The organism is Natrinema salaciae (genome assembly GCF_900110865.1).
Lineage (GTDB): Archaea > Halobacteriota > Halobacteria > Halobacteriales > Natrialbaceae > Natrinema > Natrinema salaciae.
In genome coordinates this window covers 182,835-208,769 of record NZ_FOFD01000002.1, presented here as the reverse complement: position 1 = coordinate 208,769, position 25,935 = coordinate 182,835, and the positions used below count along the sequence as shown (strand labels likewise).

Sequence of the window (25,935 nt, the reverse complement as noted above, 5' to 3'; positions counted from 1 at the left end):
CTGAAGTAATTCAAGAAAGCAAATGTCGGTTAGTCATCGGTACGCTCGCACATCGCTCGCATCGCTCGCATTCGAACGACGCAACACCTCTCGATCGGTGTTGTGTAGTCTACACACCTCCACAACACCGGTCCAACGGAGGTGGATCGCGTAATGTCGGCCGCGAAAGACGCTGCAAACGCGGAACTCGTGGAAGCCTTCCAGGAGTTCTTCCGCGGCTACTATGGCGAGGAGATCCGCACGCTCGCCCAGCACTACCCGAACGAGCAGCGGTCCCTCGAGGTCGACTGGGAGGATCTCTTCCGGTTCGATCCCGACCTCGCAGATGACTACCTCGCCAAGCCTGAGCAGTTCCAGCGCTATGCCGAAGAGGCACTCCGATTGTACGACCTCCCGATCGACGTCTCACTCGGGAACGCTCACGTCCGCGTGTACAATCTGAACGAGACCGACTCGTACTACCCGGGTTGGTTCTCTCCGACGAAGCGTCACAACAAGGAACCGTTCCTCACGATCGAGGGCCAGGTCGAGAAGGCGACCGACGTCGATCCGAAGATCGAGGATGCGGCCTTCGAATGCCAGCTCTGTGGCTCGCTCAACCGAGTCCCGCAGTCTGGTACGGCCGACGACTTCCAAGAGCCTCACGAATGCCAGGGCTGTGAACGGCAGGGTCCGTTCCAAATCAACTTCGATCAGTCAGAGTTCGTCGACGCCCAGCTGCTTCGACTGGCCGAGCCGCCGGAGGTCGTTGCCGGTGGCGAGGGGACGAAGATCGACGTCGCCCTCGAGGACGATCTCACCGATCAGGCCGAGCCTGGTGATCGCGTCGACGTCACCGGTCGCCTCCGCCTCAAGCAGGACGGCTCGAACAACAAGAAGAGCAACCGGTTTAAGCCCTACCTCAAGGGCCACCACATCGAGATCTCCGATACGGACTTCGAGGACCTCGAGATCACCGAGGAGGACAAACAGCAGATCGAAGCGATCGTCAACGGCGAGTACGGCCCGCTGTTCGAGGCCATCCTCGGCAGTATCGCACCCGACCTGACCGGCGAGAAGTACGACCTCATCAAGGAGGGGCTCTTCCTGATGTTGATCGGTGGCGCGACTGTCGAACTCGACAACGGTCGGGAGGTCCGGGGCGTCTTCCACATGCTGCTGATCGGCGACGCCTCCACGGGGAAGTCGACACTCCTCCGGGAGGCCAACCTGATCGCACCGCGATCGGTCTTCGCGAACGGCAAAGGTGCAACAGAGGCGGGGATGACCGCGACGGCGAAACAGGACGACTGGGCGGACGGCGAGTGGACGCTCGACGCCGGCGCGCTCGTCCAGGCGAACAACGGCCTCGCATCTATCGATGAGATCGACAAGGTTCGCGAAGACGTCCAGGACTCGATGCACGGTGCGATGGCCGACATGAAAGTCGATGTCAATAAGGCGGGGATCAACACGACACTCCCCGCGGAGACGTCGGTATTCGCCGGCGGCAACCCCAAACACTCCCGGTGGGACGACTACGTCGCCGACAGCGAACAGATCGACCTGAGCGAGACGCTCCTCTCACGGTTCGCGCTTATCTTCAAACTGCAGGACATCCCGGATGAAGAGACGGACCGAGAGAAGGCAGAACACGTCCTCGAGACGAAAGAGGCGGCGAAAGCGAAGCGGGCCGGTGAAGAGAGTTACACCGATGACGACGATCGTATCATCGATCACGATCTCCTCCGGAAGTACGTTGCCTACGCGCGACAACTCCCAGACCCGCGATTCCGTACTGAAGAGGAGCGGAATAAGCTCCGCGATGCGTACGTCCGAATGCGTGCCGTCAACGGCTACGACGAGGACGCTCCGGTCCCAATCACGCTGCGGAAACTCCAGGATATGCACCGGTTGGCCGAAGCGAGCGCTCGAGCACGGCTCTCACAGTGGATCCAAGAGGAGGACATCCAACGCGCCAAGCGGCTGGTCGGCGAGTCCCTCCAGGACTACGGGATGAACGAAGACGGCGAGTTCGACGCCGACATTGTCGAGGTGAACGCCTCGAAGCCTCAACAGGACCGTGTCAAGAACGTCAAAGCGGTCATCCGAGAAATGCAGGCCGGCAAAGCTGGTGGCGTCCCCTACGAAGACGTCTACGAGAGACTGGAGGAGCAAGGGATCTCGCAAGAGAAAGCGAAACACGAGATCGAGAAATTGAAACAGAAAGGTGACGCCTACGAGCCGAAGACGAACAAAGAGGTGCGGGTGACGTAGATGGCCCGATCATCTACTACCCAGACGGAAGCAGAACACCGCAAGCGTACCAAGGAGGTATACGAGGCCGTCATCAGCGCCGTCGACCACAACAGCGGCAACAAGCAGCCGCCACTCGCGAAGCAATCGTCAGTCATCCAGACGCTCCACGGGGCAGGTTACGGTCACTTCGGGCTCAATGAACTGCATAAAGCGATCACGGCCGCTCGACGCAACGGCGACCTGTTCCAGGCCACCGACGACGAAGATCGGACACGACTCGGGATCGACGACGCCAAAAAACTCGTCGAGAAGAACCAAACGTACTTCTCGCGGGTCGAGGAGTCGCGACGCCGTGAAGATGTGATCGGGACCGCGAACCGGCGAATCCAGTACCTTCGGGGTGACGACTCGTGACGACCGGCTACGTGGTGAATCTCGACAACGGTCACGGTGGCTTCTGCGTCGAGAGCCTCGTCGGCGTCACGTACTGCGGTGAAACGTTCGATCCCACGACCGTCGAACGCGAACTCTACGCAGTCGATCGCGATCACGACCACCCACATAACACGCTCTGCTTCGACTGTTCGAAGGCTGACTCGCGAAAAGTCCGCAGTGCAGTCCGAGGTGAGTTCAAGGGATGACCGTCTTCGAGGACACCTGCGAACTCTGGCAGAACGCTCTCGAGCCTGACGGCGTCGTCGCGATCGACTTCGAAGACACCGAACACCATGCCTGAACAACTCCCCGAAAAAGTCGCCGACGAACCGCCAGCTGCCCGACTCGTCTACCTCGCCCTCGAGGATGGACCCATGACCGTCGAGGAGATTGTCGACTGCACTGGCCTTTCGAAAAAGTCGATCCGAGACTCTGGCCGGCTGCTCGAGAATAAGGGTGTCCTCGAAATCAAGACGCACCCTCGTGACGCGAGAAAAGGGCAGTATAGACGCCATAGAAGTAGTTGGTAATTCGGTACCCATACCAATTACAAGGTCTGAATTTAGGTGGCCGATCCGGTAAGTACGTGTGCGAACTGACTGCGGAGGTTTCTGCCTGTTTCGGGTGATGTCTGGCAAATCATGCTGAATACAGGGCGCATATCTATCAGGGGAGACCGTCGGGATGGATTCGTGTGGGAAGGACGCGTCGTTCAGGCATCGGTGTACGAGCCGATGGAGGCAGGACGGACGCGATGGTTATCCCTGTCCGGCGCCTAGTATCGGATGAGCCACTATGCGAATACTACTGATCCTCGTGGTCGTCCTCGTGCTCATCGGCCTCACAGTCGCTGGCATGGGAGTGGGCACCGTTGCCGCCGATTCGAACGGGCCACCAGATGACCTCCCTGCAAAGGGAAACGCCCCAAACCAGGCGAACGATAACTACGACACGAACACTGACAAAGCCCGCGATAACCGAGGGGACAGCGAGCCTGTTGACCCAAATGACATCGATGGTGATGGAGTCCCAAATTACAACGATAACTGTCCGGATGACTATGACCCCAGTCAGTTAGACTATGATGGGGATGGGTATGGCAATGTTTGCGACGCGGCCCCATATGACCACACTATCTGGTAATGTATCTTGATGGTTATTTGTGTGCGGTTCTACCGGTTGTAAATTTTCGTCACTGACCGTTGATGTACAGCAGGTATGTCTTCATCCTGATTTGTTCCGCTCGCACGTGCGGCCTCACAGTCGGTTCAGCGTTGACGAACCGGAAATAAATGAGGGCAGCATGAGAGATGCAACCTCTATGTTCAGCACACCATTTCTGGCAGCTATCAAATAGGTAGATGGCTGCTCCAGTACCGACTCCATCTGTACTGTCCACCGATAATTCCCGAAAAACAGCGTCCTATCTATTCGCTTAAGTTCAGCTATCACTATGGATGATAGTAACGGCTGTCTCCTATCGCTCCCCGATCGAGGCAACGACGACGTCGGGGGGTGGCCGACAGCCAGCGGCTTCTCCTACCATGTCCACCACAGCCTACACCGTTGGCGAGGTACAGGGTCGCGATGAACCCGATCGCGTCTTCCGACGCTACGTATTCAACAACCCCGAGACGTGCTCTTGCTGCTTTAGACGTCTCAAGAGCGACCACCGACGCGTCGCCTGGGGCGGAGAAGGTCAGGACCTCGAACCCAAGGCCACCCGGGCCGAGTCAGTCCGACTGCACAAGACCAACCTGGGCGAGATCGGGCCGGAAGGCCCACTCCGAGGTATTCGGCAGGTCGACAACACGGCGATCGCGAAGTATCCCGTCCGGACCGTCTGCAACGACTGCGGTGCGATCGCCGGCCGGGCAGACACTGATCCCCTCTCGCGACGCGACGCACTCCGGCGGGCGGAGACACTCGCCGATCGTCTTCACGAGCTCGGCGAGCCGGTGGCCGTGGACAAGCTCAAGCACGCCGTCGGCCATCTCAAATCTCTCGAGGACTTTGCCAGCCTGGACACCGAGGTCTTCGAAGCCGCGACGGCGGTCTGCGTGGAACGCGCTCGCCGGTGATTCGATGACAGTTCAACCGATCGCTGAGGGTCTTCCGGTCGAGGTCCGCTTCGCCGGGCGTCGCCTCGAGGGCGTCGTCGACGAAGTCCGATGGACGCCAACGTGGGGCGAGCCACGCTCGGAGATCGTCGTCGACGCTAACGGCACCACGATCACGACCGGACGAGCAAGCGTACAACCTCGATAGCATCTATGGACACCGCAGACACACTCGCGCTCGAACTGAGGAACGATGGCCGCGGTACCTGCGACCGGGGCAACTGCACCAGAGACCCGACAAACTCCTACAAGGGCGATCGGCTCTGCGATCAGCACTTCCAGCAGTTCATGGCAATGCGACACGGTTGACGCGATCCCCGATGATGTCCGACGTCGACCCCACCCCGTCAGACTGAGGGCCTCCTGTCATCGTTTCCGCTGACACCACGCATCGGGGCGGACACCATCCCGCGACTATCAGGCACCAACGGGCCGCCCCGACCCGCGCCGGGATTCGGCACAAGCCTCGCAGATGCGACCCGGCGCACCCGTTTTCATACACGACACCATGATCGAAACACTCCCAGATGACGTCGTCTACTACGCCGGCGTCGCGACCGTGTCGCTCCTAGTGCTCGGTCGGCTCTACGTCGGCGAGCACTACTTCAACGACCGGGCCCGTTTCTGGGGCCCGCTACGGCGATACGCTATCCCGATCCTTCATCGACTGTTCCAACGCCACGACGAGGACCTCTACGCCGAGACCGAGATCGGCACCAACCAGGTCGTCGACATCGTCGACGATCCACCGGAGACCGTCCTCGAGGACCTCGCCAACGCCGGATACGAACCCCAGCCGCTGGCGAGCTTCGCCCGTGACTGGCTCGGTCGACCGGAGGTAGCCAGCTGGGCACGCTACGAGGGACCAGCACCGTTCCACGGCGCACCGCACTTCCTCCGACCGCGGCAGGTCCATGTCCGGCTGTTCGAGACCGATGAAGGGACCATGATCACCGCCCACGAGGAGGCGACGCCGTGGCGTCCGGACCAGTGGCGCGATCACTACCGCGGCGAGACGATGGACGTCGAGACCGGTGTGGTGATGGTCGCGTTCGATCTCGAGCTGGATCACCTCCTCGAGGAGCTCGCCGACCCGATCGAGGTCTGATAGATGCCATGGCAACGAGACAACACCACCCAACGACCCGCGAATCGATCCGGAAGTGCAACGAAGCCGTATCGAGGCGGTTCCACGTGACACTCGCCGTTTACAAGACGATCAAGGCGACGACGCAACTACTCGGCGTCGCCGGTGGCGTCTATGCAATCCAGCAAGGCGCTGATCCGATGACTGCACTGACGATCATCGGCGCGATCCTCGTCGGCCCGGAGATCCTCGAGTACACGATCGCGAACGAGGGACACCCTCGTAGCGACCAGGAGGACTAACCCATGACCGAGGACCTCACCGAGATTGACGGCGTCGGCCCAGCGATAGCCGAAGCGCTCGAGGAGGCTGGCTTCGAGACCGTCGACGACGTCCTCACTGCGAGCGTCGACGAACTCGCCGCCATCCATATGCTCGGTGAATCCTCGGCAGCTTCGATCCTCGAAGATGAGGACGGCGGCAAAGGCCGCCCTTCGAAACTTGAGAAGTACGAGGACGACATCTTTGAGGCTGCACGACAGGGTCTCACCTACGAGGGGATCGCCCGTGTTGCAGGTGTCGGCGTCTCCACGCTTCACGACTGGCGGGAGGCTCACGAGGATTTCTCGGAATCGCTCGAACGCGCGCGAAGCGAAGCCGAGCGTGAATTGATCCAGGACGTTGACGCTGAGTTTGTCCTCGAGCGCTCCTACGGCTACGTTAAGACCGAGAAGCGCGAGGTCGACATGGACGCCGACATCGACCAAACAACCACCCAGGAACTCGGCGAAGATGAGAAAGAGATCGCACGACAGTTGATCCAGATGAAGCAGCAGCAGGATTCGGGAGATCTCAATGAGTAGTCTACTCGAGTCCGACGACGTCGATGCCAGCGCCGAGCAACTCCTTGAGCTCGTCTCCGATCCCGAGACCAAACGCGACCTCTTGAACCCGTTCGAGACGGGCGACTGGATCACGTACGCGAACGAGCTCACGCGGAACTACATGGCCGAGGAGATGGCCGAAGACCAGTACCACCTCCTGGGCGATCATCACGAGCACTGGCTCGAGGGCTTCGACGGCGGCGATCGCGTCCTGCTGTGCCATCGCGACGGACTGAAGACGACGATCACGCTGGCCTACCTCATCGCCTCGCTCGAGTACAAAGACGGCTTCCGAGCGGTCTGGGCGATGAACAACCAGGGCTCGGTCAAGAAGAAAGCGGACACCGAGTTCTGGAAGTTCGTCGAGCGTAACCCGTGGCTCACAAACCTGAATGGGCCGCGGAAGAAGGACACGATCGAGGCCAAGGAGTGGGCCCACGGCTCGATGCTCAACGCCGGCTGGCTCTTCGGCGGGATCGAGGGCGACCGCGCACATCTGCTCGTCCTGGACGACATCATCAAGGAGAAAGGCGACGGGGACACCGAAGATGTCCTCGACTGGATCCAGGCCGTCTCCGTCCCGATGGTCAAAGAGGGCGGCCGTACGGTGATGATCGGGACCCGGAAGCGTCCGGACGATATCTACAACGACTACCGCAACCTCGAGGGGTACGAGTTCGACGAGTATCCTGCAATCCTCGACTTCTGGGATCAGCAGTTCGGCGCCGACGACGACTGGCAGGATCGTCGGCCCGACGAGGAACTCTACACCAAAGTCGAGGATCCGTGGAACGAGGGCGAGACACTCCAGGTGCTGTGGCCGGAAGCTCGAGGTCCCCAGTGGCTCGCGAACAAGCGCTCCCAGATGGCTGACCATCGGTTCTGGCGAGAATACTGTCTCGTCATCATGGGCTCGAGCGGCAACCTGATCGAGGCAACCGATGTCCGGAAGCCGGCCGCGGAAGGCGGCTGCTCGATCGACGATCGCGACCCGCCGCCGAAGTACCGTGCCGGTCCGGGCGAGGCGATCATCCTGGGTCACGACCCGGCGAACTCGCCGACTGGTGACGATGCTGCCTTCTCGGTCTGGCTCCTGCAACGCGATGGTCGACGTCGTCTCTTGGACGCCCACGCCGAAGCGGGAATGCAACCGAGTCAGGTCAAAAACCAACTCCTCGAGTTCGACCGACGGTACGACCCCGCGCTGGTCGTGATCGAGGACAACGGGATGCAGTCCTACGTCGCCGAGGATGCTATTGAGTTCGATGCCCAGCTGGCTGCGAAGGTAACCGGGCTGACGACGTCCGGCCAGAAACACAGCTGGGAGAACGGCATCCCGCGGATCCGGACGCTCGTCGAGAACGGCTACATCCTCTTTCACCGTGGCCATCGCCCAACCGAGGACTTCATCACGGCGATGCAAAGCCTCGAGCGTCGCGACGGGAAGCTCCACGGCCACACGCCCGACCTTATTGCATCGTGGTACATGGCCGAGAAGGGATTCCGCCGGCTCGAGTCGATGGGAGCACTCGACGACGTCGACGATCGCGACGACGGCGACGAAAACGAGGGCGGAGATGGCAGCAGTGGCGTGAGTTACCTCTAACTTTCCAGACAACACTATGAGTAGCGACGACACCACCGACGACCAGGCGTCTGAAGTCTCACTTTCGGTATCGACCCTCGGCAACGGGGAGACGATGGACAAGGCTCGCGAGACGACGCAACTCGATGAGCGTCGGATCTCGATCGACGCCGGCCTCGGGATCAAGCCGCCGTATGACCCCGAGACCCTGGCTGCCTTTCAGGAGATCAACGAGACCCACCAAGCCTGCGTTCGGAAGAAGGCGCGGTACGAAGTCGGCTATGGCTTCGAGATCGTTCCCCATCCCCAGGCCGACGACCCCGACCCGGATGGCGATGATCACGATGCCGTCGAGACCTTCTGGCACGGCGCCACCTCGAGCTGGCAGATCGGGCCCCAGGGGACGGCCGCTTCCACGCCCGAAGAGGTACTTGAACTCGCTCGGCAGGACTACCACGGGATCGGCTGGGCCGCACTCGAGATCCTCGTCGAGGGCGACGGTACGCCGACCGGGCTGGCTCACGTCCCGGCGACGACAGTCCGCGTCCGGAAGACGACGAAGAAGATCGAGACCGAGGACGGGGAAGAGAAGGAGGTCATCCAGAGCGGCCACGGCTATCTCCAAGTCCGGCAGGGCCGCCGTCGCTACTTTGCCGAGGCCGGCGATCGCTACCGAGGCCAGGGTGAAGACGACGACCGCGAGCCTATCTTCGTCGACAAGGAGACGGGGAAGACTGCCTCGAGCGCCGACGAGCTCAAGAACGAGCCGGCGAACGAACTCATCTTCATACCGAACCCCAGCCCGCTCTCGCTGTACTACGGGATCCCCGACTGGGTCGCTGCCATGCAGACGATGGGGGCCGATCAGGCAGCAAAGGAGTGGAACCACGACCTCTTCGACCATCACGGCATCCCCTACTATGTCGTCAAGGTCACGGGCGGGACGCTCACGGAGGACTCGAAGGACGAGCTTCGGGACCTGATGGACAACCTCAAGGGGACTCGGTATCGGACGGCGATCCTCGAGGTCGAAGAGTTCCAGCAGGAGACAGACCTTACTGGCGAGGACGGCAACGACATCGAGATCGAACTGGTCCCGGTCGGCTCTCGCGAGGACCTCGACATGGAGTTTCAGCAGTTCCGCGAGCGCAACGAGCACGAGATCGCGAAGGTGCACGCCGTACCACCAATCCTCATCAACGTCACCGACACGTCGAATCGATCTAATTCGAAGGAGCAGGTCCGGGAGTTCGCCGAGGATGTCATCGCACCCGAGCAGAAAAAGTTCGAGGCTCGCCTCTACAAGATCCTCCACCAGACCGCACTCGGCGTCGACAACTGGACAATCGAATTTGAACTTCGTGGCGCTGATCGACCCGAGAAGAACGCTCGAGTCGCCCGTAACCGCGTCGACGCTGCGGGCCGGGCTGTCACGATCGACGAGGCTCGAGAGGCCGCTGGCTGGGATCCGCTGCCCGACGACCATCCCGTCGACGGCAGCACGCTGCTCGCGGAACTAGGCGGACGTCAGGGGCCTCCAGGGGCCGACGAGCCAACTGTCGAGGAACAACTCCCGCCCGACGAGAACAAGATCGGCGAGCGCGACTGGTCGGAAGTCGAGACGGATCTGGACGTCGTCGGCGGCGTCGCAACGAAGGATCCGATCGAGCAAACGCAGTTCAGCAGCTCGAATCTGGCCGAAGGCCTCTACGACTTCGAAACTCGAGAGTGCTACATATCTTTCAAGAGAGGTGAAGGCCAGAACAGCCTCTACGCCTACGTCGATGTCCCGGCAGCCGTCTGGGAGGCGCTTAACAGCGCCGGCTCGGCTGGCAGCTACCACTACGAGAACGTCCGCCTCGAGTACGGCTACGTCGAGATAACCAACCATCACGACAGGCTGCCAGAGGGACCGAGTCCAGACTCGGATGACGTCCCCGACGACATCCCGCTGTAGCAGCTGATGCGAACTGCCGATGCCGATGACCTAGGGAGCTCCCGACTCCCCTGGACGAGAAGGCTTGACCGGGACATTCTGATGATGACCAACAGCGACAAAGAGCGCGGCGAGAAGCGTGGCGTCCTCTCTACCGGTCAGGCCCGGAAACTCGAGGACGCCGACGCGGACGCCGCCGACGATTACGAGGACTGACACATGCCGCCCGTAAGTAAAGCCGGAGGATCGGCCTTCCGCAAGGACGTCGAGTTCGTCACGAAGGACGACGACGAGCAGATCGCGGCCGGCATCGTGATGGTTCCATCGAAAGTCGACCTCCAGAACGACTTCGCTCGCGAGGAGACCATCCGCGGGTTCGCCGACCAGTTCGAGACATTCGTCGAGGCTGGCGAGGCCGGCGGCGGCGTCATGCACGCCGTCTTCCCGAATGGCTGGATGGACCTCGAGCGCAACGAGGTTCTCGACGAGGCCGAGGAGATCGGCGGGAAGACCGTCGACGCCGGCGCGTGGATCCAGGAGTGGGAAATCCGCAACGACGATCTCTGGACCCTGATCGATGACAAAATCCTCGCCGGCTACTCGATCGGCGCAATCCAGGTCGACTGGAACGGCCCGTTCGAGCAGGGCGAGGTCGACGACGTCGCGGTCCCCGAAGCGATCAGCGAGGACGCACTCGTCTGGGAGCTGACCGATGGGATCATCCGCGAGGTCTCGGCAGTCGACATCCCGGCCGTGCCCGATGCGCAGATCCTCGAGACGAAGGCCGACGCCGAGAAGCGTCTCGGTGACTACCTCGGGGATCGCGACGGCTTCATCGCCGAAGCCCTCGAGCGCGGCCACTCCGAGGGCGAAGCCGAGCGCCTCTGGGACGTCCTCAGCGCGGCCACCGAGGCTGAGGGATCGGCCGAGCCGGGCAAGCAGTCGATGTTCGCCCGCGCTGGCAAGGCGTTCCTGGACGCGCTCTCCGGGTCCGGTGACGACACTCCGTCGAAGACTTCCGAGACCTCGGACCGCGGTCACGATCATGCCGCCGACAAGGAGGGGCGCACACTCTCGACGGCGAACCGCAACTCACTGTTCGCGACGATCGACGCCTCGCTGGACGTCCTCGAGGACGCCGGCGTCGACCACGGCATGACTCGGTTCACCGATCGCGAGGACACGAACTTCGACCTCTCCGAGCACGGCGCCCGCAAGTGGCCAGAGCCGGACGAAGACGAAGACGATGAGACGGACGTATCGCCCGTCAACAACGCCGCCGGCGGCGACACGCCGGACGACAGTGACACGGAAGCTGCCGACGACACTGACATGACTGACGACACTACCGATAATGAGCCCCCGGAGTGGGCCAAAGACCTGCAGGACCGACTCGACGAACAGAGCAAGCGAATCGACGAGGCGCTCGGCGACGCCGACGGTGAAGAAAAAGACGCCTGGGACGACGCCCCCGAGTGGGCGAAGGAACTCAAGGAGGACGTCGACAAGCAGGCTGAGCGTGTCGACGCGATCTCGAAGCAGACTGGCACCGACACGCAGCAGATCGGGAAGGTCGAGAGCGAAGAGAACGGGAAAGACAGCGGCTTCACGCTGGACCCGCGGAAGGCTCAGAGGTAACTGACGATGACGATTCACGCCACCCGAACGCAGAACGAAAAGGCAGTCGAAAAGCTCGACACCACCGACATGGCCGGCGGCGTCCTGCCGCGAGACCTCTTCGAAGAATGGTACCAGAAGGTCGTCGACTCGGCGACCATGCTCGAGGGAGCTCGCACGGAGGACCTCCCGCGGCCGCAGATGGACCTCCCACGAATCAGCGTCGGCGAGCGCATGCGGCGTGGATCCGACGAGAACTCGGGCGGTGACGGTCAGGGAGAGGTCAACACCGACGCTGTCAGCCTGGACGTCGAGAAGGGCACCCTCGCGTACGACCTCTCTCGAGAGTCCGTCGACGACACGCTCGACAACGTCGACGAGATCGTCCTGGACATGCTGGCCCGCCAGTTCGCGGTCGACACCCAGGACCTCGGGATCAACGGTGACGAGTCCAGCGGCGACGCATTCCTCAACCAGAACGACGGCTGGCTGAAGATCCTCTCGAACTCGACGGACACGGCGACCTACGACCACACCGACGGAAACGGCAACGCCCAGCCGGTCGACACGGGGCTCTTCAACGAGGCCATCCAGGCGATGCCGAACAAGTACCTCCGGTCGGACCGGTTCGAGCCCGTGTTCTACATGAACGAGAACAAGGTCCAGCAGTACCGGATGGCGCTGACCGAGCGGGAGGACCCGCTGGGCTCGGCAGTCATCTTCGGTGACGAGGACATCACGCCCTTCTCCTACGACGTCGTCGGCGTCGCCGCGTGGCCCGAAGACACGGCCGTCTTCACGCACCCGCAGAACTTCGTCTACGGCCTCTACGACGAGGTCGAGATCCATGTCCTCACCGAGACGGACAAGGTCGCCGAGAACGACCTCTTCGCTCGCTACTTCATGCGAGTTCGTGACGACTTCGCGATCGAGGACGAGGAAGCGGCCGTTCTCACCACGGGAATCGAGGCCTAAGGAGGGGCGCTGATGACGACTACTAACGAGAAAACGCGGAAGGCATTCGAGGAGCATCGCATCGTCCGTCGGCTGTCGTCGGATCCGCCTACGGCAAACCTCGAGGGTGGCGAGATCTGGTACAACACGACTGCCGACGAGTACCGAGGCTACGAGGCAGGCACAGGCATCGTCTCGGTCAGCACGACGGCGGTCTGAGGTGATCTGTTATGGAAACAGTACGCTACACAGCTGATGGAGGGCGGTATCGAACCGGCGGCGTCACCTTCGAACCCGGCGACGAGGGCGAGGTTGCTCCAGGTCTGGCTGAACACCTCGTCGACGATGTCGGCGGTTTCGAGTACGTCGACGGTGACGCCGGCGACACCGAAGACAAGGACGGCGGCAGCGACGAAGGCGAGAGTGACGTGGCGGACGGCAGTCTCGAGACAAAGAATTCGGTCGTCACCGCACCCGAGGAGTTCACCATCGAGGAGATCGAGGCTGAGCTCGAGACCGGCGAGTGGGATGACCACCTCGAGATGCTTCGCGAGAACGAGGAAGCGGGCAAGGATCGCTCCGGCGTCTACGACGCGATCGGCGTCCGTCGTGCCGAGATCGAGGGGTGACCCATGCCTCCTTGGTATGCAACCGAAGTACTGGCCGACTCGGAGAGCCTAACCGCTGACGACCCCGTCTCGGCGATTGTCTCGAAGTTCCGCTCGCCTGTGGTTTGTGTTGCTCTCGAGGACCTCGAGGGATCGGCCGACGACACGATCACGATCGAGTTCGAGGGCACTGCTGGAACCTACGAGGCCGACAATCGGACCCTCTCGGAGACGCAGTCCTACACGGTTGACATCCCGCAGTGTGAGTCCGTCTCGGTGACGTCGAGCAACGGCGTCACGTATAGCATCGAAGTCCGCGCGAATCCGGAGTAACCCATGCCCGACACTGGATACTGTACGCTCGATGATGTCAGGAGGACGCTTCGAAAATCGCAACTGCCCGGCGATATCTCTCAAGACGAGGAGATCGCCGTCGACGCGATCGTGGCGGAGACCGAACCGCTCGAGAAGTCGTTGAAACGCCACTGGTACGAGCCCGACGGCATCAGTGAGACCACCGAGATCGACATCCCGACCGAGCCGAAGTCACGCGACGACGAGGAGGACATCCCGACCGGCGGAGCTCACCTCGTCGGTGACCCCATCACTCCGAAAATGTGGCAGGGTGACTACACCCGGATCGAACTCGAACGTCGTGACGCCGAGTCGATCTCCGAACTGCTCGTTCGAGATAGTGACGGTGGGTACACCGATTGGGTGTCGAGCAACGACTACGACGGTGGCCCGTGGCCGGGAGCACTCGGCCAAGATTATGTCCTGCGAGTGAACAACGGCGGGTGGTCGCATCTGTACCTGGACACGACGAACTTGCTCGTGGAAGACGCCGACGAGGACGATGAATACTATCTCGACTCGTTTTCGAACGCAGTCTACGTGTCCTTCGACTACGGTCACAAGGGCATCCCGCGAAACGTTCGGCGTGCTGTAGCGTTGCGTGCAGGTGCCGAGCTCGTTGAAGAGGCTGTGATTTCGATCCCAGAAAACGCGACGCTCTACAACATCGAAACCAAGGCCGAAGAGATGCGCACGAAGGCCGACGATCTCCTCGAGGTGTATCTCTGATGGCTCCCTGTACGCTACTCTTCGTCCTCTCGGCGACGTTCGTCTTCGCGGCCTTCATAGCGCTCTTGGCGATATCCGAGGGCAGCAAGCGGCCGGCGCGGGTCGCGGAGACGCCTGACGAGGATCCGCAGGGTGGCTCCGCTCTCGAGGAGTTCGGCCCTCACGAAACGAGGTGGGGGCGCTGATGGAGTTCGATTCGAGCTTCGAAGACGACCTCCGCGAGGCCGTCCTAGACGACGTCGAGCAGAAGGCCCGTGACGATATCGGTCCGCGGCTGATCGACATCGCCCGGGAGAACTGGCAGGCGTACGCCTCGAGACACGACTACGATATCGATCACATCTGGAAGGACGTCGAGGGCCCGTTCGTCGACCGCGACGGCGACAGTGTCTCGGTTCGGATCAAGTGGCCGGGCCTCACGGCCCTGTTTGAATGGGGTGTTGACCCTCACACGATCAAGGGAAATCCGCTGCTCTACTTCTACTGGGATGCGAAGGACCAGTGGATTACGACCGACGAGGTCAACTGGGGCTCAGAGACAGGCGGTATTCCAGAGTCGCGGGCGATCCGTGACTCGCTTGACCGGCTGGAGGGGGAGCTGTAGATGGTCGTCCAGGACGAGGTCATGTGGGTCCTCGAGACCATCAAAACGAACTGGCCCGGCGACTGGCCGGCGGACGACGGTGGGACCGAGCGTCTCTACCGCGTCAACCGAGACGAGCCGGAGGTCCTCGAGACAGGCCAGCGGGAAAAGTCGGTCGAGATGACGAGAGCGTCGGCGCTCGGTGCCTCGCTGGGGTCGCGGACGCCCGAGGCGGCCGGTCAGGGATACGACCATCGTGTCACGACGACGATCGACTGCCGGCTCAAGGGGCTGACTTCACAAGGGGGAGAGCATGGACACATCGAGTCCTCCAATAAGGCGAAGCAGTTTGCATTGTATGCACAGAACGCGATTTTGCAGGAACGATCCTACCCATCGGTCGATCCCGATGCGGAGGATATCGGCCGCGTCGCGTACCATACGGCCTATGCTGACGATCCGACCGATCGCAGCCGCGAGTATATGGACGAGTACTTCTGGACCTGGACGGTCAGGCTCGTCGGTTATGAAACACTACCATGACAGACTTCACAGACACAATCGACACGACAGCAGCATCGATCGAGGATCTACAGGAGGACCTCAAAGCACATCTCGAGGACATGCTCGGGTTCGGCGTTACAGTCGAAGACGCCGAGATAAGAATCGACGAGAAGTACGGTGACCGACTGAGTGTGGAAGTCGAAATCGGACCACTCGAACGCGAACTCGAGCGCCGGCTTGGTGCCGACGAGGTCTGGACGTCCGTCCTCTCACTCGAGATCACTCCGTCCGCTCCCAAGGATCGCTCTAACGATATCGAGGGAGGAATCCGAGAGATGGCAAAGGAAGAGGCCGAGGATGTCGTCCACGAAGCGGCAGTAGGTGACCCCGAATGACGGGGGCTGGAGCAGCGACCGTCGCCTATACGGTTGAGTCCGACTACGGCGCCGGTCCGGATGATACGGATCCGACGTGGATCCAGCCTGGGATCGACCTCACAGTCGGCGATCTCACGGTCGAGCAGGCGCTCGAGCGCTCCCGTCATCCCGACGATCCGACCCCGGCAGGCTCTCGCGAGGGAAATTTCGAGGGCGCGATGTCGGTGTCTTTCAGCCTCACGGATAACAACTTCCACGACCTCGTTTTCGCCGACGGCGGGACGGCACTGCCGAACTCGCCGATGCGAGCGCCGTCGTCGACGTGGTATGCTGCGATTGACATGCCTGACGGGACGACCGAGTCCCGGACGCCGACTGGCGCGATTGTCCAGGACGCGACAGTCAGCTACGAGCAGGGTAGCGACATCACCATCGAACTGACGCTGCTCTACGGCGACGAGCCCAACGACATCGCCGAACCAGGTTCGATCCAGAAGCCGTCTGACGAGGACGTCTACACCTGGCACGGTGCGACGTTCGAGGTCGATGGCCTCAACCAGCCACTCATGCAGTCGACGACGCTCTCACTGTCTGGACTGGCACGGTTCCGTCGCGGTCAGGATCGACACCCGTTCGACGCGGTCGTCGACGCGATTGAGCCGTCGTTCTCGACCGACGCGACGTTCACCGAGCGCGACCAGCTCGCGCTCGCGGTCGACGACTCTCGAGACGGCCCAGTCGGCAAGGTGCCGGCGAGCTTCGCGCTCGAGAACGGTGTCGGTGACACGATCGAGTACACGCTTGAGGACTGCCAGCCGACGTCGTACTCGTGGGCCGACCTCGTTGCACCGGACAGCGACCTGAGCGAACCGATCGACTACCACGTTGCGGACGTGTCGGCGACGACGACTCCCGCCTAACCACCCCATGCTTACAACTGAAACCTACGTGATCGCCGATTCGATCGAGGAGTTGACTGACCGTACCGACACGCTCGAAGAGGCCCTCGAGGACCTCGAGCAGGGCACGGACGACTACAATGCGATCAAGGCACGTCGCGATCGCGTCAACTACCTCAAGCGCGGCCTCCGTTGGCAGCGCGATGAGGAGGGCTGGGGTGGTGACACCGAGTTCGAACTCGGGGCGATGACCGCCGGCGAGAACGCGATGATGCATCGCGAAGCCCCCGACGACGCCGGCCGTGACGAGATGCGACTCTGGTTCGTCGCGGCCTCGACCGTCGATGCACCGTTCGGCAGCAAAGACGATACTCTTAAAGAGACGTTTTCGGAACTCTCCGACGCCCACCCGGCGTTCGTCGAGTGGGCGGAAGCCAAGGCCAACAACCTCGGCGTGCCGGGTGATTCGGGAAACAGGTCCTCGACGTCCTCGACAGAGAGCGACGCGTCGGCGACCTCGACGGACGGGCCCGAGTCGACTACTACATCGTCGTCGGACTCGCCCACGGCATGAGCTACGACGACATCCTCAAGGTACCGCTCGACTACCTGCGGCTCCTTGACGTCTACGCGGCCACACGATCCCGACTATGAGTTTCGATACTGAAGCCCAACTCTCGATCGAGATCCCGGAGTCGGAGCTCCGGAACGCTCGGCAGCAGATCGAGTCGAACATCGGGACGACCGAGATCGGGATGACCGACGGGGGTTCGATGTCGGCTCAGGCCGCCGGCGGTGGTGCCGGTGGTGGCGGCCGGGAGCGTCGTCGACGTCGTCGCGAATATCGCTGGGCCCGCGAGCGTACCGACTACCTCGAGAGTAGCGTCGAACTGCTGAACGAGATCGAGGACAAGGTCGGTGGCGATGACGGCGGGTTGCTTGGTGAGCTGACTGGCGGCCTGCTCGGCGGTGTCGGTGGAGCGGCTGGTGGTCTCGGTGGTGGTCTCTCGTCGATCTTAGCGACAGGAGTCGGATCGGCCGTTGGGACTGCGGTCGGCGATCAGCTCAGTGACAAGCTCGGCGATGGGCTTGGCGTCGAAACGGAGAACTTCGAGATCGCTATCGATAGCGAGGAACTCGAAAGCGTTGACGTCGGTATCGAGACCGAAGAACTCGACACAGTGGAAGTCGGTGTCGAAACAGAGCAACTCGAGTCGGTCGATGTCGGCGTTGAGACCGAAGAACTCGAGAACATGGCGATCGACGTCAAGACGGAAACGATCGAAGAGCTGGCGATCCCGATCACTGCAGAGGAGATCGAAGACTTCCAGCTGGGAGTTGAGGACGTTCCACCCCTCCAGGTAGAAGAAGTCGATCCTGTAAGCGTCGAAGTCGATGTCGGAGTAATGACTGAGACGACGATCACTGACAGTTCGGGTAGATCAACCAAGAGTGGCTCCTCGTCGTCTGGTCGCGGTGGTAGAGGGGGGATGCGGGGATGGTCAGCACGTACGGCCGACGGTGCAAACGACTGGGCCGGCGATACTGCTGACGGTGCGCAACGGTTCGCAAAACGGTTGAATCCCTGGGACAGCCCTGATAAGAAGTCCTCTGGTGATACATCGTCGGGCACCAAGCAATCCCCCAGCACGCAAACAACTGAGACGACTGTCAATACACGCGCGGCCGCGACTACTGGCGGCGGGTCTGGCGAATCAGGCCCAGCTGAGATAAACGCGAATTTCGGCGACATCAACGTCGACGTCGATGATCTGGACCGTTTCGTTGACGAAGTAGTTCGCGAGACCGAGGATATGGTTGAAGATGCACGCGACGAGCTAAACGATCGCATTGATCGCTTGGAGCGAGAAATCCAAGGGAGATGAGTAGCAGAACTGGCATGTACATGGCTTGTCCTGTTCGCGCGTCACCATCAGCTCTGGTGCGTATCTTTACGACAGTCCGATTGATGCCCTCGTCTATTGCCTCGGCATCTGAACGGTAGTTCTCTATCTACTCGGATCGGCAGAAATACTCAAGCGATTAGGGTTACGCTCCCGGCCAGATCGTGAGCCGATCGGTACGGAATAGCGAGACGAAGACCGCCGCCGCACGGTCACTGCGGCAACGTTTTTCCATAATTCATGCCACTTAGAGACAAGGCCATCCTCGAGATCGGAATCAACGGCGGCGACACCACCGGCGAGTTCCACCTCCAGGAGGATCTCACTGATACTGGCGACGTGGCAAAGCAGTACCTCATGTCGAACCGCGGGCAGATGATCCGCGAGGCGTTCGATATTGGGACGGATTTGCTTGAGGACGAGGTCCAGAATGCTGACCTCGAGAACCGGAAAGGGTACCACGTCGACGGCGGCTCCGGTCACTACCGCGAGTCACTATCATTCGCCGCCAGTAAAGGCGATCGGTGGGGTGACGGATCAACCGACTCGAACGACCCCGACGACGTCAGTAAGACCGATGCGACCGGTTGCGACCCAATCGCGATGAAACAGGTGTTCGAATGGTTCGTCACGCAGAGTAAGAGCGACAGCTCGGGTGGGACACGCTTGCACATCGGCGAGTGGACCGACGGATCGTTCTCGAGCAGCGCCGGCGCGTTTGGCCACGCGATGCCCGTTGCAATCAACGAGAGCAGCGTCACGAAGGATCCCGACAAGCCCTCGACGATCGAAGGGACGGTCGAGCTCACGTGGACGTCAGTCTTCCCTGACGTCGACATCGAAGGGTCGTTCGAGGACGGTCTCAACGAGATCGCCGAATACGTGCAGGACTTTTAAGCGATGAAGTACATCTACAACAGCCCGATCCCGGAGGCCGCACAGACCAGCGAGCGCGATCGGCTCGGCCAGCAACTTGCTGAGGCAGGCATCCTCCAGGAAGACGGTGCGATCGTCGAGTCGCTCTCCTCGGAAGCAGCTGACCTCTCACTCTCAGGCCAGTACCGCTGGGGTGCAGAGATCTCGGAGATGCTCGCGACCGAGTTGGACGAGCTCGCCGACTCGAGTCTCCCGACACTGCCGCTGTATCGGCGAGGCGGTGGCTACTCGAATGCCGGCTACTACGAAATCGCGAGCGCGGACGTTGAGCCACTCCACGCGAACGACCGCAGCGTGTGGGCGTTCGCACTCTCATTGACGGCCGTCGGAAAGAAGGGGAGCTTCTTCAGAGCCCTCGAACCGAATCCGTACCAGCTTGATCACGAATTCGGAAACGACACAGACGCGCTGGTCGGTGTCCCGAGCGCCGCAAGCAAGGTTCAGTGGTACAACGCCAGTGGGGATGGGACTCGAGCCCCTGCGTCTCCGATCGAAACACGCTCGAGCGCGGCGTCCGATGTTGACGTCTATGATCTCACCGACGCATCGTGGTACGATCCTCCACCGTACGACGAGAATCCACCGACGCTGATCTATGCAGTCGACTATCCCGACGAAGTCCCGTGTGGTGTCCGTGTCTACGATACTCGCGGCTACGACTCGAAGTTCACAACCGAAGGGATCCGACAGTGGCAGACCGTCCATTCTACGGAGCACGATATCGGCACAGAGATCGTCATGTCAAACGCGCTCATCCGACTCCGTCTCGACGAGCCCAACGGGACGCTCGAAGCCGAGGAGTGGGACTCGGGCACCGACTCCTGGACGACGGTCGGCCTCGAGGCAGACCAGCCGGCGACGGTCTCGCTGTTCGATGTCGACCTGATGGATGTCACGATGGTTCGCGCTCGCGCCCAGCTAACCTTCGACATCGACGACGAGTTGTTTAGTCTGAACGCGATCGTCAACCGTGGGCACAACGACATCCAGTTCTCGGTCCCAGAGAACGAGACGGGGCCCGTACCGCAGTCGCTGGAGGATTGGCTCAGTCCGGTTGCATCGACATCGATCGCCGACGCGAACGCCAGCAAGACGCTGGTGTCGCGAAGCGATGTCCGCAGATAGTGCGTCAACGAACGCGTGGAACCCGGTGCGGTTTCTGATCAGGCCTTGTTTCTGGTCAATTCGCGTATAGTCTGCTGAAAGAGATCCCTGTTTCCGTACATCAGAACTCCGAGAAGCCACTACCACAGATATGGCTACCATCACAGAGACCTACGACACCGCCGGCCAGTACTCGATCGACATCCCCGAAGCCGCCGAGAATATCCACGTCGTCCTTGAGGGCGGTGGCGGGGCTGCTGCAGAGGGCGGCGATCCCTACGGCGGTGATGGAGGTCGCGTCGAAGGCGATTTCCCCCAGGCCGCCGGCGAGACGCTGCAGATTTATGTCGGTGGTGGCGGCACGATCGGCGACTCGAGCGGCGGGTTCAATGGCGGTGGGAGCGGGCATGCGGCAAATTTCGCCCGCTCGTCGGGTGGCGGTGGGGGCGCGTCGGACATCCGCATCGGTGGGACCACTCTCGACGACCGTGCGGCAGTCGCAGCCGGTGGAGGTGGTGCAACAGACGACGATGACGGCGAACCGGTGTCTGGTGGGGCCGGCGGCGGTCTCGAAGGCGCGGATGGCGATACGCCCCTCTCAAGCGACGGCGAGGGAGGAACACAGACGGCTGGCGGCACCGGTGACGAGAGTGACGGGTCGTTCGGGACCGGCGGAGACGGCGCGTCTGGCAGCGATTACCCCGGTGGCGGTGGCGGTGCCGGTTGGTACGGTGGTGGCGGCGGTGGCAGCACGACAGCTGGCGGTGGTGCTGGCGGTGGTGGGTCTTCGTACATCGATGACTTGCAAAACGCCACTACGACGACCGGCGGCGGCGCGGCCGGCGGGACTGGAGCGGGGGCCAACGGAAACGACGGGTCGGTCACGATCACGTTCGACCTTGACCCGGTGGCGGCGACGAACCTCACAGTTAACGCCGAGCGCGAGACGAAGATCGACACATCCTGGACCGTCAACGACCCCGACGTGGACGGCCAGCGCGTCTATCGCGACACTTCGAGCGGCGTCGACCCCAGCACCGCGACCGAGATCGTCGATCTCGGGTCGTCGATCCAGAGCCACACCGACACCGTCCTCGATAACGGCACGCAGTTCTACTACGCCGTCGAGACCTACATCACCTACGACGGCACAGACTACACGGCACTCTCCGCCGAGGCCACCGGGACGACAGTCCTGCCGGATGTCACCGGGTTCGAACTCGACGCCAGCGTCCAGGACGAACTGACGGCTCAGAACTTCGACGCCGGCCTCAACACCGGCCAGTATCGCATCCGGTGGAAGGAGAGTGACGCCAGCAGCTACGACGGCGCCGACGAGGCGACGATCGCCTACAATATAGACCCGCTCGAATACGTGATCGCTGGACTTCTCGACGGGGAGAAGTACGACATCGGGATCCGGACCGAGACCACCGACGTCACTGGCTCGTGGCACACGGCCTCGGAGGTGACGAAGCTGGTTGCCGCCTCCGGGATCACGTTCGACAACCTGACCGCGACGTCGATCGACAGCGTCTCGTGGACGGTCGAGTCGGACTTCGAGGGGGCGCAGGAGGTCTGGTGGCAGCGTGGAGACTACGAGTACGATGATCCCAAGGGCGAGCTTCTTGGGACCGTCAGTTCGACGACGTCGTCGTTCTCCGACCTGCCGATGATACATCCCGACCGGGACTACACGGTGACCGTTCGCGCGGTCACGCAGTACGTCCACGCGGACGGGTCAGCAACGGAGACCTCGCCGAGCGCCGGCCTCGCCCAACACGCCGCGCCGCCTCGAGGCTGGTTCGCCGAGGTCGAGCACCCCTCCGGCTCCACTCGTCAGCTGACGGTCGCCGACGGCGCGCAGTGGCAGCCCCAACTCAACGGTCTCCCGCGCGTCCGGCTCCCGGTGCCACGCGACGAGACGTGGCGCTCGGAGGCCATCGAAGGCCAGCCACTCCGGGTCTGGTACAACGGGCGCCGCTTGCCGATCGACGAGCTCGAGACAGTGACAACCGAGGCAGGTCAGACGGTCCTCGAGGGGCGCGGCGGGCTCCAACTCCAGCGAGCGATCGAGGCGGAGTACTCGTCGAAGGCTGCCCACCTGGCCGCCGAGGAGTTGATCCAGCAGCACACTGATTACACGGCGAACGTCGACGCGCCATCGAACGGCGTCTCAATCGCTGACGAACTCCTCCTGGAGGCTGACACGACGGCCGAGTGGCAGGATCTGGCCGTCTTCGGGGATACCGATCCCTTCGAGGTCACCAACGATACGCTGGTGGTCCTCGAGACGTCTTACTTCACACGCGGCACAAAAAACACGTCGGACTACTCTGGGACGCTCCGCAACGACGTTGCGTATATCGATGGTAAGGCCTTGTACCTGACGTCGTCAGGGGATTTCGCAGAGTGGCCACTCTCCTTCAACCACGAAATCCCCGCCGATCGAATCGGCCTTGCCGTGCGGCACGAGATCCCTGGATCGACTGATGCAGAGTGGTCGTTTAACGGGCAGACGGTGGCCACCCTTTCGACGAGTGGCCCCTCGCTTGCTTGGATTGATCTGCGTGATAGTTTCATCACTGTCGACCACACTCTCAGCCAGATATCCGCTGGCGAGACGCAGACGCTCAAAGTCGATATTACTGGCAGTGCGGGCTACGTCATCGACTCGATCTGCGTGTACGATACAAAATACTATCCGCCGGTCGGCGATTGGGCGGACGAAGGCTGGGACGCCGTCCACGAGGATGGCGGCCACCTCGACGGACCGCCAACGTACCCGCCGGACGGTGCGCAAGTCCGGACCACCGACGCCGAGACGCCTTACAGCGTCGTCGCCGCGAGCGTGACTTCGGCGCTCAACGACACCTCCGGTTCACAGGCGGTTGCGGTCTCGAACGACCAGGGGCTGACGTGGCTCGAGGCCACAAACACGGAGACACTCGATCAGTCGTTCAGTGAGGACGGTGGGGCACTTCGAGCACGGTTCACTCTGGGTGGCACCGGGTCGCGCAACAACGCCTCGCCACGGTTCGGTTTCGATCCACAGACAGTCGACAGCGTCGAAGTCCGCGCAGACCTCGAGGATACGCCAATCCTTGTCAATCAGACGTTCGAGGGCGACCTCGGGAACGTTCTCTCCGAGATCGCCAAGCAGGGCAACTCCATCTGGGAGGTTCGTCGCGACGGCAGCGGCTACTCGATCGAATGGACCCGTGCCGGCCAGCGGCAAGCGGCCACCGACCTCGATGTGAGCAGCTACGAGGACACCCGGACGATCGAGAGCAAAACTCTCGCTTGCGAAGTCGTCGGTGGCCGACAGTCGGTCTCTGGGAGGCGATTTACGGCCGACGCGTCGTCGTTCGTTGACCTCGGCGACACCGATATCATCGCTGGTACTGAGTACGTCTTCGACCCGGCCACGAGCGAGGGCTTCGAGCGCGGACAAGACTACGAGATCGACAACCGAGACGGATCGATCAAAATCACCAACACGGGGTCGATGGCCGACGGCGACACCTACGCGATCGACTACGACTTCAAGCCCCGCGGCCGTCACGAGGCCGACGAGTGGGACGGCGATGCGACGCTCGAACGTCGCGAGGAGATCCCTGGACTGACGTCGCGGCGAGGCTGCCAACAGGCCGCCCTGCGGATCATCCAGGAGACCGGTGGTGGGTTGACCGAGGTCGACGTTCAGTTCGCCGATCTCGACCCCGACCAGTCGCTCGTCTCGGCGATCAAACTCGACGAACTCCCCGGCGGTGACCTGCTCGAGGTGCGCGAGATCGACTTTAGCGACGGCCAGGGGCGAGCGCTGTTGGGCGATGGCCAGTCCGTTGACGACGCCGTCAATGAGATCCGTTCGCGAATCGAGGCGGTCGCCCGGCGGTCGTGAGAGCTACCGCAGGCTGTCGGTATCGTAAAGTCCGGCACTGTCGGCCTCGTCGATCGCGTCGTTCCCCTCTTTTTCGTACTCGGCCGCGTCATCGGTATCGCCGATCATGCGACTTGCGGTCGCAGCGTCGAAGGCGTCTGCTGCCTCAGCCAAGGAGGCGGAATAGGAAACAACCGTCTCAGACCGGTCGGCAAGGTGGGCGGTGTCCTCAACCCGCTCGAGCGCCGAGACGACCGCGTTGTAACTCTCTTCGGCGGATTGGAACTCATCACGTCGGTTCTCGCCATTTTCGTACAATTCCAGCGCGATCCAGAAGTCTCGCTCCGCTTCGACTAGCGGCTGGGCCCCGGTGCCGATCGACTCTATCGCCGAGAGGTCCATGACGTAGGTCTCGATCACCGAGATGAGCGCGCTTCCGCCGATCGCGTCGACGGTCGGCGTTGGGCGGACGTTGGCATTCGATTTGAGATTCTCGCGCAGGTCTGTTGCGGTGCTCGCGACGCCCGGCGCGTTCTCTTCTACCGCATCGAGATTCCTGTTTTCGACGTTGTCGAGAAGGTCCGTGGCGGCGCTGTAGGCATCGTAGACCCGAGGCTGGTAGCCGAAGACCAGCTCCAACGTGTCGATCGCCATCTGCAGGTCCGCGATCACCGTGTCCTGCTCCTTTGAGACATCATACTCGACCGTGGCCTCGAGCTCGGCGTGGGCGTCCTCGAGTGCCCCTTCTGCCTGGGAGGTTCCCAGCGACGGATAGGTCGTGTCGAGGGCTTCGAGGCCGCCGTCGCCCTGGTCGTTGACCTGGTCGATCGCCGAGGCGAACGCATCCTGCGCGGCGTCGATGTGCTCCTGGGCGAGTTCTTCGTCAGTGGGCCCAGGATCGTCCTCCGGCTCTTTTTCTTCGTCGTCGGTCTGTTCGTCGACGGGGTTGTCGGTATCGGTCTCGTTCCTGGTGTCGGGCTCGGGGCCGTCCGATTCGTTCTCGGATTCGTTCGACGTCTCGAGGTCTTTCGTCTCGTCTTCGTCTTCGGGATCGGGGTCGTCACTGGCCTCCTCGCTCGAGCAGCCGGCGATTGCGATGACCGCACCGGTGGCGAGCAACTCCCTACGTCTCATAGCCACTAATCATCTCTTATACTGATAAGATTTCGGCCATTAATAGAATTCAATCTCGAGCACG

Annotated in this window: 26 protein-coding genes and 1 pseudogene; 26 read left to right on the top strand and 1 reads right to left on the bottom strand. The window is 61.9% G+C overall.

Annotated features, from left to right (window positions below):
* The first annotated feature begins 153 nt into the window (after positions 1-153).
* From BMX07_RS06385 to BMX07_RS06250, 26 genes and pseudogenes are all read left to right on the top strand, one after another.
* A complete protein-coding gene (locus BMX07_RS06385; RefSeq protein WP_090615528.1) occupies positions 154-2,256 on the top strand; it encodes a minichromosome maintenance protein MCM in 2,103 nt (700 codons plus the stop codon).
* Entirely contained in the window at positions 2,257-2,652 is a 396-nt protein-coding gene (locus tag BMX07_RS06380) for a hypothetical protein (protein ID WP_090615526.1), read from the top strand.
* 14 nt (positions 2,653-2,666) lie between these two features.
* Positions 2,667-2,879, top strand: coding sequence for a hypothetical protein (locus BMX07_RS06375; RefSeq protein WP_245742064.1), 213 nt, complete (start codon positions 2,667-2,669; stop codon positions 2,877-2,879).
* A gap of 589 nt (positions 2,880-3,468) precedes the next feature.
* Positions 3,469-3,786: pseudogene (locus BMX07_RS06365) on the top strand (hypothetical protein); the annotation flags it as partial.
* A 431-nt stretch (positions 3,787-4,217) separates the two neighbouring features.
* Positions 4,218-4,754 carry a hypothetical protein gene (locus BMX07_RS06360; protein WP_090615515.1) on the top strand — a complete coding sequence of 179 codons (537 nt, stop codon included), beginning with the start codon at positions 4,218-4,220 and terminating at the stop codon, positions 4,752-4,754.
* A 547-nt stretch (positions 4,755-5,301) separates the two neighbouring features.
* On the top strand, positions 5,302-5,901 hold the full coding sequence (locus BMX07_RS06350; protein WP_090615508.1) for a hypothetical protein: 600 nt from the start codon (positions 5,302-5,304) through the stop codon (positions 5,899-5,901).
* A gap of 8 nt (positions 5,902-5,909) precedes the next feature.
* Entirely contained in the window at positions 5,910-6,182 is a 273-nt protein-coding gene (locus BMX07_RS06345; protein WP_090615505.1) for a hypothetical protein, read from the top strand.
* Between the two features lie 3 nt (positions 6,183-6,185).
* Positions 6,186-6,743, top strand: coding sequence for a helix-hairpin-helix domain-containing protein (locus tag BMX07_RS06340; protein WP_090615501.1), 558 nt, complete (start codon positions 6,186-6,188; stop codon positions 6,741-6,743).
* On the top strand, positions 6,736-8,370 hold the full coding sequence (locus BMX07_RS06335) for a phage terminase large subunit family protein (protein ID WP_090615498.1): 1,635 nt from the start codon (positions 6,736-6,738) through the stop codon (positions 8,368-8,370). The genes BMX07_RS06340 and BMX07_RS06335 overlap by 8 nt, the downstream gene beginning before the upstream one ends.
* Positions 8,371-8,386: 16 nt before the next feature.
* The gene (locus BMX07_RS06330; protein WP_090615494.1) at positions 8,387-10,306 is read left to right on the top strand and encodes a phage portal protein; all 1,920 of its coding nucleotides are present in this window, start codon (positions 8,387-8,389) and stop codon (positions 10,304-10,306) included.
* Between the two features lie 198 nt (positions 10,307-10,504).
* Positions 10,505-11,923, top strand: coding sequence for an XkdF-like putative serine protease domain-containing protein (locus BMX07_RS06325; protein ID WP_090615492.1), 1,419 nt, complete (start codon positions 10,505-10,507; stop codon positions 11,921-11,923).
* 6 nt (positions 11,924-11,929) lie between these two features.
* Positions 11,930-12,877, top strand: coding sequence for a phage major capsid protein (locus BMX07_RS06320; protein WP_090615490.1), 948 nt, complete (start codon positions 11,930-11,932; stop codon positions 12,875-12,877).
* A gap of 12 nt (positions 12,878-12,889) precedes the next feature.
* Positions 12,890-13,075 carry a hypothetical protein gene (locus tag BMX07_RS06315; protein WP_090615488.1) on the top strand — a complete coding sequence of 62 codons (186 nt, stop codon included), beginning with the start codon at positions 12,890-12,892 and terminating at the stop codon, positions 13,073-13,075.
* An 11-nt stretch (positions 13,076-13,086) separates the two neighbouring features.
* Positions 13,087-13,485: a hypothetical protein gene (locus BMX07_RS24275; RefSeq protein ID WP_090615484.1), complete on the top strand. Its 399-nt coding sequence runs from the start codon at positions 13,087-13,089 to the stop codon at positions 13,483-13,485.
* A gap of 99 nt (positions 13,486-13,584) precedes the next feature.
* Entirely contained in the window at positions 13,585-13,797 is a 213-nt protein-coding gene (locus BMX07_RS06305; RefSeq protein WP_090615481.1) for a hypothetical protein, read from the top strand.
* Between the two features lie 3 nt (positions 13,798-13,800).
* The gene (locus BMX07_RS06300) at positions 13,801-14,547 is read left to right on the top strand and encodes a hypothetical protein (RefSeq protein ID WP_090615478.1); all 747 of its coding nucleotides are present in this window, start codon (positions 13,801-13,803) and stop codon (positions 14,545-14,547) included.
* Positions 14,547-14,732, top strand: a complete 186-nt coding sequence (locus BMX07_RS06295; protein WP_090615475.1) for a hypothetical protein — start codon at positions 14,547-14,549, stop codon at positions 14,730-14,732. The genes BMX07_RS06300 and BMX07_RS06295 overlap by 1 nt, the downstream gene beginning before the upstream one ends.
* Entirely contained in the window at positions 14,732-15,151 is a 420-nt protein-coding gene (locus BMX07_RS06290) for a hypothetical protein (protein WP_090615473.1), read from the top strand. Before BMX07_RS06295 ends, BMX07_RS06290 begins: the two co-directional genes overlap by 1 nt.
* A complete protein-coding gene (locus tag BMX07_RS06285) occupies positions 15,152-15,673 on the top strand; it encodes a hypothetical protein (protein WP_090615470.1) in 522 nt (173 codons plus the stop codon).
* A complete protein-coding gene (locus BMX07_RS06280; protein WP_090615467.1) occupies positions 15,670-16,029 on the top strand; it encodes a hypothetical protein in 360 nt (119 codons plus the stop codon). The genes BMX07_RS06285 and BMX07_RS06280 overlap by 4 nt, the downstream gene beginning before the upstream one ends.
* Positions 16,026-16,931: a phage tail tube protein gene (locus tag BMX07_RS06275; protein WP_090615464.1), complete on the top strand. Its 906-nt coding sequence runs from the start codon at positions 16,026-16,028 to the stop codon at positions 16,929-16,931. The genes BMX07_RS06280 and BMX07_RS06275 overlap by 4 nt, the downstream gene beginning before the upstream one ends.
* Before the next feature lie 7 nt (positions 16,932-16,938).
* Entirely contained in the window at positions 16,939-17,484 is a 546-nt protein-coding gene (locus tag BMX07_RS06270) for a hypothetical protein (protein WP_090615462.1), read from the top strand.
* Between the two features lie 76 nt (positions 17,485-17,560).
* Positions 17,561-18,796, top strand: a complete 1,236-nt coding sequence (locus BMX07_RS06265; protein ID WP_090615460.1) for a hypothetical protein — start codon at positions 17,561-17,563, stop codon at positions 18,794-18,796.
* A gap of 258 nt (positions 18,797-19,054) precedes the next feature.
* Positions 19,055-19,711, top strand: a complete 657-nt coding sequence (locus tag BMX07_RS06260) for a hypothetical protein (RefSeq protein ID WP_090615458.1) — start codon at positions 19,055-19,057, stop codon at positions 19,709-19,711.
* 3 nt (positions 19,712-19,714) lie between these two features.
* Positions 19,715-20,875, top strand: coding sequence for a hypothetical protein (locus tag BMX07_RS06255; RefSeq protein WP_090615455.1), 1,161 nt, complete (start codon positions 19,715-19,717; stop codon positions 20,873-20,875).
* A gap of 130 nt (positions 20,876-21,005) precedes the next feature.
* Complete coding sequence (locus BMX07_RS06250; RefSeq protein WP_090615453.1) at positions 21,006-24,758, top strand: glycine-rich protein; 3,753 nt, start codon at positions 21,006-21,008, stop codon at positions 24,756-24,758.
* Between the two features lie 3 nt (positions 24,759-24,761).
* Here the strand turns inward: BMX07_RS06250 and BMX07_RS06245 are convergent, their stop codons facing one another.
* Positions 24,762-25,871 (bottom strand): hypothetical protein, encoded by a 1,110-nt coding sequence (locus BMX07_RS06245; protein WP_139210831.1) that lies wholly within the window; start codon positions 25,869-25,871, stop codon positions 24,762-24,764.
* Between the last annotated feature and the right edge of the window lie 64 nt (positions 25,872-25,935).